This is a genomic window from Duganella sp. SG902 (genome assembly GCF_013376005.1).
GTDB lineage: Bacteria > Pseudomonadota > Gammaproteobacteria > Burkholderiales > Burkholderiaceae_D > Rugamonas.
This window is the reverse complement of record NZ_JABMJK010000003.1, coordinates 200094-214883: the sequence shown is the minus strand read 5'-3', so window position 1 is coordinate 214883 and position 14790 is coordinate 200094. Positions and strand designations below refer to the sequence as shown.

Annotated in this window: 14 protein-coding genes; 5 read left to right on the top strand and 9 right to left on the bottom strand. The window is 66.3% G+C overall.

The window, feature by feature from the left end; all coding sequences use genetic code 11:
• Positions 1-15 precede the first annotated feature (15 nt).
• On the top strand, positions 16-561 hold the full coding sequence (locus FHW83_RS07630; protein ID WP_176645769.1) for a hypothetical protein: 546 nt from the start codon (positions 16-18) through the stop codon (positions 559-561).
• Position 562: 1 nt separating this feature from the next.
• Here the strand turns inward: FHW83_RS07630 and FHW83_RS07625 are convergent, their stop codons facing one another.
• The 4 genes from FHW83_RS07625 to FHW83_RS07610 form a co-directional block, all read right to left on the bottom strand.
• On the bottom strand, positions 563-1342 hold the full coding sequence (locus tag FHW83_RS07625; RefSeq protein ID WP_176645768.1) for an alpha/beta fold hydrolase: 780 nt from the start codon (positions 1340-1342) through the stop codon (positions 563-565).
• Positions 1343-1433: 91 nt separating this feature from the next.
• Positions 1434-2336, bottom strand: coding sequence for an S-adenosyl-l-methionine hydroxide adenosyltransferase family protein (locus FHW83_RS07620; RefSeq protein WP_176645767.1), 903 nt, complete (start codon positions 2334-2336; stop codon positions 1434-1436).
• Positions 2337-2345: 9 nt separating this feature from the next.
• Positions 2346-4781, bottom strand: a complete 2436-nt coding sequence (locus FHW83_RS07615) for a TonB-dependent siderophore receptor (RefSeq protein ID WP_176645766.1) — start codon at positions 4779-4781, stop codon at positions 2346-2348.
• Positions 4782-4870: 89 nt separating this feature from the next.
• Complete coding sequence (locus FHW83_RS07610) at positions 4871-6376, bottom strand: response regulator (protein ID WP_176645765.1); 1506 nt, start codon at positions 6374-6376, stop codon at positions 4871-4873.
• Positions 6377-6887: 511 nt separating this feature from the next.
• Here FHW83_RS07610 and FHW83_RS07605 point away from each other — a divergent pair.
• Positions 6888-7415 carry a hypothetical protein gene (locus FHW83_RS07605; protein ID WP_176645764.1) on the top strand — a complete coding sequence of 176 codons (528 nt, stop codon included), beginning with the start codon at positions 6888-6890 and terminating at the stop codon, positions 7413-7415.
• 49 nt (positions 7416-7464) lie between these two features.
• On the opposite strand, the gene FHW83_RS07600 is transcribed toward FHW83_RS07605, so the two are convergent.
• Complete coding sequence (locus FHW83_RS07600; RefSeq protein WP_176645763.1) at positions 7465-8523, bottom strand: sorbosone dehydrogenase family protein; 1059 nt, start codon at positions 8521-8523, stop codon at positions 7465-7467.
• Positions 8524-8587: 64 nt separating this feature from the next.
• Positions 8588-9487, bottom strand: a complete 900-nt coding sequence (locus tag FHW83_RS07595) for a LysR family transcriptional regulator (RefSeq protein WP_218106209.1) — start codon at positions 9485-9487, stop codon at positions 8588-8590.
• A gap of 99 nt (positions 9488-9586) precedes the next feature.
• On the opposite strand from FHW83_RS07595, the gene FHW83_RS07590 reads away from it, so the two are divergent.
• Complete coding sequence (locus FHW83_RS07590) at positions 9587-10375, top strand: SDR family NAD(P)-dependent oxidoreductase (RefSeq protein WP_176645762.1); 789 nt, start codon at positions 9587-9589, stop codon at positions 10373-10375.
• Between the two features lie 72 nt (positions 10376-10447).
• Here FHW83_RS07590 and FHW83_RS07585 read toward each other — a convergent pair whose 3' ends face one another.
• A complete protein-coding gene (locus FHW83_RS07585) occupies positions 10448-12373 on the bottom strand; it encodes a PhoX family phosphatase (RefSeq protein ID WP_176645761.1) in 1926 nt (641 codons plus the stop codon).
• Positions 12374-12541: 168 nt separating this feature from the next.
• On the opposite strand from FHW83_RS07585, the gene FHW83_RS07580 reads away from it, so the two are divergent.
• Positions 12542-13036 (top strand): DUF3016 domain-containing protein, encoded by a 495-nt coding sequence (locus FHW83_RS07580; protein WP_176645760.1) that lies wholly within the window; start codon positions 12542-12544, stop codon positions 13034-13036.
• Here FHW83_RS07580 and FHW83_RS07575 read toward each other — a convergent pair.
• A complete protein-coding gene (locus FHW83_RS07575; protein ID WP_176645759.1) occupies positions 13033-13476 on the bottom strand; it encodes a thioesterase family protein in 444 nt (147 codons plus the stop codon). The two genes, FHW83_RS07580 and FHW83_RS07575, sit on opposite strands and share 4 nt — an antisense overlap.
• A 118-nt stretch (positions 13477-13594) precedes the next feature.
• On the opposite strand from FHW83_RS07575, the gene FHW83_RS07570 reads away from it, so the two are divergent.
• On the top strand, positions 13595-14059 hold the full coding sequence (locus FHW83_RS07570; protein WP_176645758.1) for a hypothetical protein: 465 nt from the start codon (positions 13595-13597) through the stop codon (positions 14057-14059).
• Positions 14060-14084: 25 nt separating this feature from the next.
• On the opposite strand, the gene FHW83_RS07565 is transcribed toward FHW83_RS07570, so the two are convergent.
• Positions 14085-14780 (bottom strand): dienelactone hydrolase family protein, encoded by a 696-nt coding sequence (locus FHW83_RS07565; RefSeq protein ID WP_176645757.1) that lies wholly within the window; start codon positions 14778-14780, stop codon positions 14085-14087.
• Positions 14781-14790: the final 10 nt, after the last annotated feature.

Sequence of the window (14790 nt, the reverse complement as noted above, 5' to 3'; positions counted from 1 at the left end):
TTTGCGAGATAGATCATGCAACCGATAACCATCCACAGCGCTTCCGGCTTCAACGACGGCACGGACTCCTACCTGGAGCTGCTGCAAAAGCAGTTGGAGATCGCCAAGAAGAACGCCGAGGCGATCGACGCCCTGTCGCGCCGCGCCGACCAGGACCAGAAGGCCCTGGCGCGCGAGCGCGTGGCCGAGATCAAGAAGCAGATCGACGCCCTGCGGCGCATGCTGCTGTTGTTTGGTGGCAAGGACGCCAAGGCCGTGCTGCAGCAGCTGAAGGACCTGGCCAGCCAGTTGAAGCAGGCGGCCGGCATTCTGAAGGCCGCGCCCGACGGCGGCGCCCCGGACACGGTGGCGACCGACAGCGGCGATGGCTACGCCGCCTACGCCGAGCAACAAGCCTCGGCCGACGCGGAGGCCAACGCCAATCCCTTCCAGATGCCGCTGCCGCCGTTCGATGCCCAGCGCGCGGAGGACGACAAGCAAATCGAATTCGTCGCCAACGCGCTCAAATCACTGCGTTCCATGACCGAGCGCATGGTGAAGCAGCAGGAAACCCAGCACTGACTTATTTGGCGCCGGCGGCTTCCTCGATCAGCCTGGCCACCTCGGCCGGGTGCGAGGTCATCACGACGTGCGAGGCGCCGTCGATCACCACCGTCTTTTTCGCGTTGGCGCGCTTGGCCATGAAGTCCAGCGCGGCGGCCGGGATGTTCTTGTCGGCCTTGCCGTAGACGAACCACGAAGGAATGGTTTTCCAGGCCGGCGCCGGCGACGCCTCGTTGAGCGCGGCGTCGGTGATCGGACGCTGGCCGGCGGCCATCAGGCGCGCCTTGGCCTCCGGCACGTCGGCCGCGAACTGGCTGTGGAACTTGGCTTGCTGGATGTACAGGTCCTTGCCGCCATCGGCCAGCGCCACTGGCGGCGCCAGCGTCGGGCCCAGCGTGCTGCCGGGGAATTTGCCGGACAGGCCGACCACCGTCTCGCCGGCTTCCGGCGCGAACGCCGCCACGTACACCAGCGCCTTGACGTTGGCGGCGCCGACGGCCGCCGCGCTGATCACCGAGCCGCCGTACGAGTGGCCCACCAGCACCACCGGGCCGTTGACGCTTTTCAGCACCGACGCCACTGCGGCGGCGTCGGACTTGACGCTGCGCAGCGGGTTGGCGGCGCCGATCACGGTGTAGCCATCCTTTTCCAGCCTGGCGGTGACGCCGTCCCAGCTGGACGAGTCGGCGAAGGCGCCGTGCACCAGCACCACGGTCGGTTTGGCGTCCGCGGCGAAGGCGGAAGGGAAGGCCAGGGCGGCGGCCACGGCGGCGGCGCCGAGTATGAGGCGGGATTTCATGATGTTCCTTTCTGGACTGGAAAAGCGCCGATACTAGCAGGGAACATCCCGCTTTTTCGCCGCCTCCGCCTTCAGACAGAGGCGCGTCCCATCACTTCGCCTTGCTGACTTCCACTTCCCACTCCACGCCGGAGTCGATCTTGTTTTTGGCCGCGTAATTGCCCTGGTTGAGGGCGAGCGACACGTCGAGCAGGCTGTTCAGGTAGACCAGCGGCTTGCCCTTGGCCACGCCGCCAAAGGTGTGCTCGTACGGCGCCACCACCGTGTTGACCAGCTTCTTGTTGTGGAAGATGCGCACCCGCACCGGCTCGTGCTCCTTGACGCCCAGCTGCTCGAACAGCGACTTCGGAATATTGGTCCAGACGTTGCCGTACTTGACGTCCAGCACCGGCACGATGCCGCGCAGCTTGCCGTTCTCCAGCGCCGCCTTCTGGTACGGGATCCGGATCACCGAGTCCACCGGCAGCGCCGGGCCCACCTGCTCGTAGCTGATGGCGCCCGAGGCCAGGCGCGCGCCCACGTAGGCGTACACGTCGCGGCCGTGGAAGGTGTAGGACTCGCCCGAGCCGGCCAGGCGGTTGACCTTCTCGTCGATCTCGCGCAGCTCGGCCACGCCGTCGCGCTCGGCGATCAGGGTGAACTGACCGTTGTCCGGGCCGACGAAGTAGCGGCCGGCCTTGGTCTTCAGCACCACCGATTTGCGCGTGGTGCCCACGCCCGGATCGATCACCGACACGAACACCGTGCCCTCCGGCCAGTAGTTCGCGGTCTGGAACAGGCGGTAGCCGCCGACCCAGATGTCGTAGTCGGGAATGTTGTGGGTCAGGTCGGCCACGGTCAGGCCGGCGTCGACGCCGTAGGCCACGCCGCGCATGGCGGAGACGGCGCCGTCCGAGGTGCCGAAGTCGGTTTGCAGCACCAGGGCGTTCTTGCCGGCGTGGGCCGGCGCGGCCAGGGCGGCGCTCAGGGCGAGGGCGGTCAGCAGTTTTTTCATGGGGGTCCTTTAAAAGGTGTAGCGCAGGCGGCCGTAGAAGTATGCGCCATTCACGCCGATCGGGTTGATGAAGTTGTAGGGCAGGGCGCCGCCGTAGGTGGCGTTGTTGGTCTGGCGCACGCGCTGCGGGTAGCGGTCGAGGAGGTTGTCGGCGCCGAGCGCCAGCGTGAGCTGCCGGCTGATCTTATATTGCGCCTCCAGGTCCAGCGTCCACACGGCGCCGAAGCGCTGGGCGTGCACGCCGTCGATCAGCTCGGCCTGGTCGTCGTACGAGAAGTCCTTCAGCGGGCCGAAGCGGGTGGCGCGCGCCTGCACGCTCCATGCCGCCGCCTGCCAGTCGGCGCCCAGCACCAGCTTGTTCCTGGGCGAGGCGTTGCGGATGCGGAACAGGCTGGCGTCGGTCAGCACGGTCAGCGCGGGATCGATGCTGGCCAGCGCGGCGGAGCTTTGGTGCACGCTGTCGATGCGGGTCTGGTTCAGGTTGAGCGCGGCGCTCAGGTTCAGCTTGGCGCCGGTGAGCGTCAGGTCGTGGTTCAGCACGGCGTCGAGGCCGGTGGTGGTGGTGTCCAGCAGGTTGGCCAGGTAGGCCACCGACTGGATATCGTTGCGGCCGATGCCGGCCAGGTAGGCGCTGGCGGCGTCGCTTTGCAGGTCGCTGGTGCGGGTGATGCGGTCCTTGATCCTGATGCGGTAGCCGTCCAGCGTGAAGCTGGTGGCGCGCGCCGGCTTCCACGCCAGCCCCAGCGACAGGTTGGTGGATTTTTCCGGCTTCAGCGCCCGCGCGCCAAACGCGCGCGCCAGCGGATCGCTGGCCGGCAGCAGCGAGGCGGTCTGCAAGCCGCTGCCGTCGCTGTTGAAGTTGAGCGTGGAGAAGCGGAAGCCGGTCTGCACCAGCGCCGGCGCGCGGAAGCTGTTCGACACCGAGCCGCGCAGCAGGAATTGCTCGGTGAACTTGTAGCGCGCCGACAGCTTGCCGGTGCTGGCGCTGCCGAAGTCGCTGTAGTCCGAGTAGCGCGCGGCGGCGCCCACCAGCAGCTGTTTGGTCAGGTCGCTTTCGATGTCGGCGTACACCGACTTGACGTTGCGGCTGCCGTCGAACGCATCCTGCGGGCGCAGGCCGGGGCCGGCTTGCGCGCCCGGTGGCGCGTCGGTGATGGGGCCGGCGGCGTAGGAGGCGGCGTCGCCCGGCGAACTGATGTAGGTCTCGCGTATCCATTCCGCGCCCAGCGCCAGATTGACCGGCACGCCCCAGTTCAGCTCGCGTGTGAGGTCGGCGTTCACGGCGTTCTGGCGGTAGTCGAAGGTGGCCAGATGGAAGCTGGTCGGGCTTTGCGCGCCCAGCGAGGCGTTGGCCGAGTTGCTCAGGTCGTAGTGGAAGATGTTGCCGCCATGGCGCGCGCTCAGGTCCCAGTTCCAGCCGGCGCTGGCGATGCGCACGCCGGCCACCACGCTGACGTCGCTGGCGTCGCCGTGCGTCACGGGACGGTAGCCGTTCGGATACAGCGCCGGCACGTTGGACGGATCGCCCGGATAACGGAAGTAGGCGCTGCCGTCCGACTTGCGCTGGTTGACGGTGGCGAAGGAGTAGGCGTCCACGCCCTCGCTCAGTGGCAGCAGCGCGTTGTAGAAGGCGTAGTTGTTGTGCGATGACGAGTCGCCCGACTTGAACAGCACCTTGCCGTCCAGCGCCAGGTCGGCCGGCGTGGCGTTCCACGAGGTCCAGCCGGCGTCGCTGGCGCCGGCGCGCTGGGTCGGGTTGCGGCTGCGGCTTTCGCCGCCGAAGCGCAGGTAGCCGGCGTCGCCCAGCGGCACGCCGTAGTCGGCGTTGACGATTTTGGTCTGGCCGTCGGTCTTGCGTTCGTCGGTCGGTTCGAACCGCGTGTGGTTGGCGCCGTAGCTGACCGAGGCCGAGCCACCCGTGCGCTGCTGCTTGAGCACGATGTTGATCACGCCGGCCACGGCGTCGCTGCCGTATTGCGCGCCGGCGCCGTCGCGCAGGATCTCGATGTGGTCGATGGCGCCGGGCGGGATGGCGTTGACGTCGACCGGCACCGTGCCGGCGAAGCTGCTCTCGGTGTCCAGCACGGCGCTGGCGTGGCGGCGCTTGCCGTTGATCAGCACCAGCACCTGGTCGGGCGCCAGGCCGCGCAGCTGCACGCCGCGCACCGAGTCCGAGGCGCCGCTTGATTCGATGCGCGGGAAGTTGATCGATGGCGCCAGCGCCTGCAGGGCCGCGCCCACCTCGCCGCTGGACAGTGCGTTCTCGACCTCGCGCGCGCCGAAGCGGTCGATCGGCACGGCCGAGTCGAACACGGTGCGGTTGCGCGCGCGCGAGCCGACGATGGTGACCTGGTCGATATTGGCGCTGTCTTGCGCGTGCGCGGCCGGCAGCGCGGCCAGCAGCTCGGCCAACAGCAGCAGGGGCGGGAGGGCGTGTTTGTACATCGTGATTTCCTTGCGTGGTCTGATGAGACAGACCACGATCTTACGAGCAAGGAAATCCAGTTCCTACGAACAATTGCTAATATGCTTATTCAATCCGGCAAGCGTTCGTTGATGGCCAGCGCCTTGTCGATGTTCCTGATCAGCAGGTCCACGTAGACCGGGTCGAGGTGATGGCCGGCCACCTCGCGCAGGTGGTCGACCACCTTCTCGATCGGCCACGCGTCCTTGTAGCAGCGCTTGTGCATCAGGGCGTCGAACACGTCGGCCACCGCCACGATGCGGGCGTAGTGGTGGATGTCCTCGCCCTTCAGGCCCTGCGGGTAGCCGCTGCCGTCGTACTTCTCGTGGTGCTGGTGGGCGATCACGGCGACCGCCTTCAGGATGGGGCGCTGCGAGCCGTCCAGGATGGACAGGCCCACGGCCGGGTGCTGCTTCATGATTTCCCATTCGGCGGCGTCGAGCTTGCCCGGCTTGAGCAGCACCGCGTCCGGCGTGGCGATCTTGCCGATGTCGTGCATCGGCGCCGCGTGGCGCAGCACCGCCACCTCGTCCTCCGGCAGGCCGGCGGCCTGGGCCAGCAGGTGGCACACCTCCGACATGCGGCGCACGTGGTTGCCGGCCTCGTTGGAGCGCGACTCCACCACGTCGCCCAGACGCAGGATCAGCTCGGCCTGGGTGTCGGTGATTTCCTGGTTCAGCAGGATGTTGTCGAAGGCGATGGCGACGCCGGAGCAGAACACTTCCAGCAGCTTGGTGTCGATCTCGGAGATTTCCTCCACGCCCTTGAGCACCAGCAGCGAGGCCTTGCCGCTGTTGTTGGGGAAGTAGCCGATGTAGGTGTCGCCCTCCACGCGCGAGATCTTGTTGCTCTTGGCGGCGTCCAGCTGGGCCATCACCTGCGGCGTCAGCAGCGAGCCTTCGTCGTCGCCGATCTGGGCCAGGATCTCGTAATCGTTCTCGCCGCTGATGGCGGTGGCGCCGCGCAGGCGCAGCAGCATGCTGTGCTCCAGGCGCAGCAAGGCCACCACCTGCTGCAGCAGGCCGTTGGCGAAGTCCTTCAGGTTGCGCTGCTGGAAGATGTGGGCCGAGGCGGCGATCACGCGCTCCAGGCCCTCGCGGTAGTTGAGCTGCGCGCGGTGCGCCTCCTCCACCTTCATGATGTCGCGGTAGGCGCGCAGGGCGGCGAAGGTGGTGGTGAACAGCTTGGTGCGGTCGAGCTCGGTCTTTTCCTTGTAATCGTTGATGTCGTAATTGACGATCACGCGTTCCTCCGGCGCCTGGCCGGGCTGGCCGGTGCGCAGCACGATGCGGGTGAACTGGTTGTTGAGGTCTTCGCGCATCCAGCGCGCCACTTCCAGCCCGCTGTCCTCCTTCTCCATCACCACGTCGAGGAACACCAGCGCGATGTCGGTCTCGCGCGCCAGCACGTCCTTGGCCTCGGCGCCGCTGTAGGCGTGCAGGAAGGTGAGGGCGCGGCCGTCCAGGCGGAAGCGGCTCAGGGTCAGCTTGGTGATGTCATGAATGTCCGGTTCGTCGTCGACCAACAGGACTTTCCACGGTGCCAACTTGGGCGCAGCTGAGGACAAAAAAGACATATGAGCAACTTCCGCAAAATGACACGACTGAGGTGAATTTCCCGATTGTAGTCCGACCCAAAGCCATTAACAACAGGCAATAAATATTCCCGTTGTCTTACACAACACTTACCTGAATTTATTGTACGTCGCGGTGCCGGGCGACGGCGCAGCGTTCTGCTGTAACGCGATGTGCGATCACAACAATACTTCGTTTTTGGCAATATTGCTATCTAAAAACAAAGATTTTTTTGAAAAGCCAGGCTTGCGCGCGACAGCGCTGTCGCTGCCCCGGTCGCGGCGTGTATAGGGGTGGTGTATTTCCCTCACCTCTAAAAGCTCTAAAACGTCTATTTCGCTAGATTTCGAACTATTTCGCTAGATTTCTCTCTAAAACATAGAGGACTTTTAGAGCAAATAGACGAAATAGACAAACTATGTCCTCGGCGCCACTTTTTTTAGAGCGATTTAGAGCGTTTTCTAGTGATTTAGAACGATCTAGAGCTTTTAGAGGTTTTAGAGGAGCAAAAAAATGGACCACCACGTACCTTTTGGCCTGCCGAGCAAAGTGTTCCACGCCTTCCTCGCCCACACCGGCGAAGGCTACTACGGCGACAAATCCGAGGCCATCCTGAGCGAGCTCATTCGCCACTGGATCGCCACCACCCCGGCGCCGGCGCCCAGGTATGACGACGGCGCCGACGGGGAAGAAGAGTACACCGCCTTCACCGACGCCGACCTGCTTGCGCCAGGCGCGCAGGCGCCGTCCCGGCCGGCGCCGCCACTGGCCGCCCCGGCTACGAGCGGCGACCTCACCAAAGGCTACCAATGGAAGCAGCTGTTCCTGCCCAACGGCACCGAGCTGCGCAGCATTTATCACGGCCGTTCGACCTACGCCCGGGTGGACCACGAACAAATCCTGTGCGACGGTGTGCCGACCTCGCCATCGGGTCTGAGCAACCGTCATGGCTGTGGCACCCGCAACGCCTGGAAAACCATCTGGCTGCGCTTTCCCGACGGCCGGCGCTGGCAGCGGGCCGACCGCTGCCTCGAACCGTGAGCCCTGCACGAGTAGCGCGCGGCGCAGTGATCTGGACGACGCGACCCAGCTACGGCGCCGGCAGGTTCAGGAGGCGGTCGTCGCCGGCGCGCGGCGTGCCGCGGCCGTCGGTGTTGTTGGTGAGGACGTAGAGCCGGCCGCCGGGCGCGGCCACCACGTCGCGCAGGCGGCCGTATTCCTTGACGTGGAACTCGCTGGCGGTGGCGGTGGCCGACAGCGGCACCTTGCGCAGCCGCTCGCCGCGCAGGTTGGCGATGTAGATATTGCCGCCGCTGATGGCCATGCCGCTCGGGCTGGCGTCGGCGGTGGCCCATTGCTGGAGCGGGTCGATGTACTTGGGGTTGTTGGCCTTGCCCTCCACCTCGGGCCAGCCGTAGTTGCCGCCGGCCTTGATGAGGTTGAGCTCATCCCAGGTGTTCTGGCCGAACTCCGAGGCGTACAGCGCGCCGTCGCCGGACCAGGCCAGGCCCTGGACATTGCGGTGGCCGTAGCTGTAGACATAGGAGCCGGCGAACGGGTTGTCGGACGGGATGCGGCCGTCCGGCGTCAGGCGCAGGATCTTGCCGGCCAGCGAGTTCAGGTCTTGCGAGCGGCTGCTGGCGCCGGCGTCGCCGGTGGCCGCGTACAGCATGCCGTCCGGGCCGAACGCGATGCGCCCGCCGTTATGGTTGCTGCCGGACGGGATGCCGCCCAGCAGCAATTGCGCCGCGCCAAGCTGGGTGGTCGTACCCGAACCGATCAGCGGATAGCGCGCGATGCGGTTCTCCGCGCCGGCCGTGAAGTAGGCGTACAGGTAGCCGTCGCGCACGGCGATGCCCAGCAGGCCGCCTTCGCCGCTGCCATTCACGCCGGCGATGGTGGCGATGCTGGTCAGGTTGCCGTTTTCCGCCACCGCCATGATGCGCGCCGTGCCGCGCTCGCTCACCAGCGGCGTGCCGCCGTGGAAGGCGATCGACCACGGCACCTTCAGGCCCGAGGCCAGCGTGTCGGGGCCGGCCGGCGTGGGCGTGGCGGGCGGGATCGGCGCGCCCACGCCGACGGACACCGAGCCGCCGCCGCAGCTGGCGAGGTTGCAGGTCAGGATGAGGGCGCAGACACGTTGCCACATGATCGTTCTCCCGGGGAATGACGCAGATGCATTATGCCGCCGCACCGGCCGGGCGCGCCGCACGTTAGGGCGCCAGTTTCTCCACCAGGAAATCGATGAACACCCGCACCCGTTGCGGCATGTAGCGCTGCTGGCGGAAGATGGCGTGGACCTCTTCCGTGTCGCCGGGATTGAACTCGGGCAGCAGCTCGACCAGCGTGCCGTCGGCCAGATCCTTGCCGACATGGAACAGGGCCAGGCGGCTGATGCCCAGGCCGTTCAGCGTGAGCAGGCGCATGGTCTCGCCATTGTTGGTGAGCATGCCGCCGCCGACTTGCCGGTAGACGGTGTGCCCGCCGAGCCGGAACGGCCACTCGTCGCGCGCGCGCCGGAAGTTGAAGTTGAAACAGCGGTGTGCGGCCAGCTCGTCCGGATGGCGCGGCACGCCCAACGTCTCCAGATAGGCGGGCGCGGCCACCACCGCCAGCCGGCTGGTGCCCAGCGGACGGGCCTGGAAGCTGGCGTCGGCCAGCGCGCCCATGCGGATCGCCACGTCCACCCGCTCGCGCTGCAGATCGGCCAGGGCGTCGGTCAGCGACAGGTCGAGGCGGATGTCGGGGTAGCGCCGGCTGAATTCGGGAATCAGCGGCAGCAACTGGTGGGTGCCGAACGGCAGCGAGACATTCACCCGCAGCGCGCCGTGGGCGGCGGCCTTGCCGGTGGCGATGCCTTGCTCGGCCTCCTCGATGTCGTCCAGGATGCGCACGCAGCTGTCGTAGAAGCGCTGGCCTTCCATGGTCAGCGTCAATTGACGGGTTGAGCGCTGCAGCAGCAGCGTCCCCAGCCGCTCCTCGACCCGGCCCACCAGCTTGCTGACCGCCGACGGCGTCAGGTCCAGCAACTTGCCGGCCGCCGAAAAACTGCCGCTTTCCACCACCCGGGCGAACACCAGCATCTCACCGCTACGGTTGTCCATCTTGATCATTTATGAATTGAATTCTCAAATCTTATTCCATTGCGATGGATTATCAAAGTAATTCGGCCGACGCATACTGCGTCCATACCAACCACTTTGAGGACCATCATGGATTTGAACTTGCAAGGAAAAACCGCGCTGGTGAGCGCATCGACCGCCGGCATCGGCCACGCCATCGCCGTGCAACTGCTGGAGGACGGCGCCAACGTCATCATCAACGGCCGCGGCGAGGCGGGTGTCGCGCAGGCGGTCGCCGCCCTGAACCAGCGCTTCGGCGCCGGGCGCGCCCTGCCGCTGGCGGCCGACATGAGCGTGGCCGGCGGCGAGCGGAGCGCGGCGGCGCGGTATCCCGAGGTGGACATCCTGGTCAACAACATGGGCACGTACGCGCTGAGCGATTTCTTCGCCACCCCGGACGAGGAGTGGCGGCGCATGTTCGAGGTCAACGTCTGGAGCGGCGTGCGGCTGGCGCGCACCTACATGAAAGGCATGCTGGAGCGGGGCCACGGCCGGGTGATCTTCATCTCCAGCGAGGTCGCGCTGACGCCGATGGCGGCGATGGCGCACTACAGCGCGAGCAAGGCCACCCAGCTGTCGATCGCGCGCAGCCTGGCGGAACTGACCAGGGGCAGCCGCGTGACCGTGAACTCGGTGCTGCCGGGGCCGACGGAAACGGAAAGCCTGCAAGGCTTCATCGCCTCGGTGAACCCCGACCTGTCGTACGCCGAGGCCGAGAGGAAATTCATGGCCGAGAACCGGCCGTCGTCGCTGATCCACCGCCTGGCCAAGCCGCACGAAGTGGCGAACGTGGTGGCCTTCCTGGCCAGCGAACGCGCCGCCGTCATCAACGGCGCCGCCATCCGCGCCGAAGGCGGCACCGTTCCCACCATGGCCTGACTGGGCGCGAAAAAAAGCCCGCGAGGCGCCGGGGCGCTCGCGGGCTGTGAATTGCCTAAGGAGTGAGGCGCTTCAGAAGCTCAGCGCCGGGAAGCCGGTGATGTAGCCGACCGCCGCGCCGTAACGGTCGCGGTAGTTGGCGCGGATCAGCGGATCGAGCGTGGCCTGCACCTTGCCGTGCAGCGCCGCCTCCCAGTCGCCCGGGTGCTGGAAGTTGCTCATGATGTAGGCGAAGCCGTTGATGTCGTCCACCGCGTGCAGCCCGGTCGACTCGGCGCCCGACGGCGTCGACAGGATGCGCGTCAGCGCCTTGGTGTCGACGTTGTAGGCCCACAGGAAGTTGTTGACGTGGGTGCCGCTGTCCTCGCCAATGAACAGGGTGCGCAGTTTTTCCGAGAACTTGATGTTGTCCGGATTGGCGACCTTGTCCGGATTGGCCAGGTTGCCCAGCGCGTCGGCGCTCTTCAGGTCTTCGCTCAGCAGCGCCGGCACGGCGGCCATGTCGACCGGCACCCACTCGCTGTTGATGGCCGCGCCGCCGGTGTCGACCTGGCCGCCCTTCATGTTCAGCGCGTACACGGCGCCCGCGCTCGGGCCCTTGATCGCGATGCCGCCCGAGCCGTTGGTCATGGCCGAGCCGATCGCCGCGATCGCCGAATAGGCGATCTTGTCCTTGGCGTTGACGGTGGTGCCTTCCATCTTGGTGAAGCCCAGGCTGCCGCCCTTGAGGGCCGCGTAACGGTGGGTTTCCAGGAAGGCCGCCGCCTTTTCCATGCCCGGCTTGAGCTTGATCCAGTTGAACTTGCCGCTGAACGGGATCTTGATGTAGGTGGCGTCGTTCGGATCGGCGGTCTTCACGTCCATGATGTCGGCCGCCTTCAGCTGGTCGGCCAGGGCCTTGATCTCGGCCGAGGTGGCGCTGCCCAGCTTGATCCACGACAGCGTGGCCGAACCGCCGTTGTCGGCGCTGACCTGGTTCCACCTGGCCACGTACAGGGTGCCGCTGGACAGGTCGCGCGCCTGGTCGGCGATGAACATGAACAGGCCGCCGTTGGTGGCGTCGTCGCCCATCAGGGTGGTGCGCTCGTCCGGCATCACCTGCACCAGCTCGTGCGAGATGCGGCCCAGGCAGTAGTGCTTCTTGCACGAACCGGTGCCGTCCGGGTTGACCGTGATCTCCGGCAGGTGGCCGTAGTGGTAGGGGTTGGCCCGGGTGGCGTCGCCGTACAGGTTGGTCGAGAAGTTGGCGAACTGGGTGTTGCCGGCGATGGTGGTCGCGTCCGGCTCGTACTCCTCGCTCGACAGGTGGGTGTTCCACGGCGAGCGGCTGGCGCCGCAGGTGATCCACAGGCCGTTGGCCGGGCTGGTGTCGACGTTGTGGTATTTCACCAAGGTCAGCGCGCCGGTGGTCTTGTCCTGGTCCAGCGTCAGCACGGCGATCGGCGACGGCAGCATGCCGTACACCGAGTCGCCCTTGACGTTGCGCGTGGTGTACTCGAACTGCACCACCGCGAACACGGCGTTGCCCTTGATGTTGGGCACGCTGGGCGAGGCCAGTTTCAGCAGCGAGGTGCCGTCCGGCGCGTCCGAGAAGAACTGGCGCTGGCCCGGATCGGTCTTGTCGAGGATGGGCTTGTTGTTGATGTCGTAGTAGCCGCCGGCCAGGATGGTGCCGCCGTTGCCGTTCGGCACTTGCGCGCCGGTGATGAAGAAGGTCTGGTAGGCCAGGTTGTACGGCACGGTCTTGCCGTCCGAGTACAGCGCCTGCATGGCCGAGGCCACGGTGGTGGTGGCCATCTTCGGCGCGTCGGCCAGCGACGGCGCGGCCATGCCGGAGAAGCTCACGGACATCAGCTGGGCGGCCGGGGTGGCGCTGTCGCCGCCGCCACAGGCGGACAGCAGGGCGGCGGCGGCGCTGCCGCCGGCCAGCGGCAGCAGCGGCGCGCCGGACAGGAATTTGAGGATGCTGCGACGGGAAGTATCGAGTTGCTCGGTCATGGTGTGGTTACCCTGTTGTAGTTTATGGCCGGGCGCAATCTTATCGATCTGGTATGACAGGGCTGTGACATGTACGAACTGCGCCGATTGGTAACAAACTTATTCAGCGCGGGCGGCGCGCGGCGAAAAGGGCTATATTGTCCGTATCCATGCGAGGGGGAACACATCATGCGCCGATTCAAGCAAACCGTGCTGGCCGCCGTGGCGGCGTTGCTGGCCTCCAGCGCCGCCATGGCGCAAGTGTCGGTCACCTACGTCAAGCCGGACGACTACACCGACGTGCCGCGCGGCGCCATCGAGCGCGAGCGCACGCTGAAGGAATTCACCGCGTATTTCAAGACGCTCGACAAGAAGCTGCCCGCCGGGCAGCAGCTGAAGATCGAGGTGCTGGACATCGACCTGGCCGGCCGCCTGTATCCGCGCCGCAGCGGCGGCGAGGAGATCCGCATCATGAACGGCGGCGCCGACTGGCCGCATATGCACCTGAGGTACACGCTGGAGCGCGATGGCCAGGTGCTGCGCGGCGGCGACGAGCAGCTGTCGAACATGAATTACCAGGGCCGCGTGGGCGGCTATTTCGACAGCGATCCGCTGCGCTACGAAAAGCAGATGCTGGACGACTGGTTCAACAAGACCATCGCGCCCAAGGTGGCCCGGCGTTAATCGAGGAAGTTCACCCGCGGGAACTTGGCCAGGAACTCCGGCGGCATCGGGGTGACCTGGCTGGTGTGGTAGTTGAAGAACACGAAGCCGTACTTGGCCATGGCCACCAGCTTGCCGTCGCGCGGGCGGCTGATGCGGAAGATGATGTCGCCGCCGTACCGGTTGAAGTCCATCACGCCCACCTCGAACACCAGCTGGTCGCGCGCATGGGCCTCGGCGCGGTAGGTGGTGGCCAGGTCGGTGACGATGATGCCGACCCCGTCCCGCCCGGTCTCCTGCACGCCGTAGTCGTACAGGAAGCGCGCCCGCGCCTCCGAGATCATGGAAATCATCGAGTCGTTGCCGAGGTGGTTGGCGCCGTTGATGTCGGTCACGCGCACCGTGAGCTGGGTGGAAAATATGAACAACTCGTCCGGGAAGTCCAGTTTCAAGCGCGCCATGATGCCATCCTCAACAATGATCCCGCCATTTTAACGCAGGCCGCAATAGCCCTTTAGTGGTACGACCGCGACGGCGATCCTGTGTACGATCGGCGCATCAACCCTGAAAGGATGCGCGATGATCTACGGTCTGACTTACCTGGGCGTGATCCACACGCTGATTAGCCTGGTCGCGGTGGCGGCCGCCCTGCTCGCCTTCGTGCGGCACCGGCATATCGATCCGGCCAGCGCGCTGGGCAAGGTCTACATCTGGACCACGGTGCTGACCTGCCTGACCGGCTTCGGCATCTACCAGCATGGCGGTTTCGGCAAGCCGCACGCGCTGGGCGTGCTCACCCTGGTGGTGCTGGCGCTGGCGTGGCGCATCAAGTCGCCCAAGGTGGCCATCGTCAGCTATACGCTGACGTTTCTGTTCCACATGATCCCGGCCGTGACCGAGACCACCACCCGTCTGCCGCTCGGGGCGCCGCTCCTGCCCAACGCCGAGGCGCCCGAGTTGAAAGCCATCACCGGCGTGCTGTTCCTGCTGTTCCTGATCGGCGTCGCGCTGCAGCTGCGGCGCCTGAAGGCGGCGGGGAAATAGGGGCGCCGGCCGCGCCGTTGCGGGTTCAGAGGTTTTCGCTCAGGAACACCAGCGAGTTGCCATGCGCCTCGGCGGCCGCGCGCTGGTGGTACGAGGCGCGGTGGTTGCAGTTGAAGCCGTGCTCGGCGCCGCTGTAGACGTGGATTTCCACACGCTCATTGTCAGCGAAGCGTTCGGCGATGTTCTTCACGGCGTCCAGCGGGATGTGGCTGTCCTCGGCGCCGAAATGCATCAGCACCGGCACCTTGATGTCCGGGGCACGGTCCAGCGCGTTCTGGATGCCGCCGCCGTAATAGGCCACGGCCGCGTCCACCAGGCCGTTGGCGGCGGTGTGATACGACAGGCGGCCGCCGAAGCAGAAGCCGAGCGACGCCACCCTGGCGTCGCCGACCCGTTCGCGCAGCACCTTGACGGTGGCGGCGACGTCCCGCTGGGCCTGGTCGAAATCGGTGGCCTGCATCAGCGCGTAGGCGCGTTTCCATGACTCGTCGTCGTAGCCCAGTTCGATGCGGGCGCCCTGGCGCCAGAACACGTCCGGCGCCAGCACCACGTAGCCGTCGGCCGCGTACTGGTCGGCCACGTTGCGGATATGCTGGTTGACGCCGAAGATTTCCTGCAGCAGCACGATGCCGGGGCCCTTGCCGCCGCGCGGCAGCGACAGGTAGGCGCCGAACTTGCCGTCGCTGGTTTCAATATCGATCCACTGTGCGTTGGTTTCCATGGGTATCCTT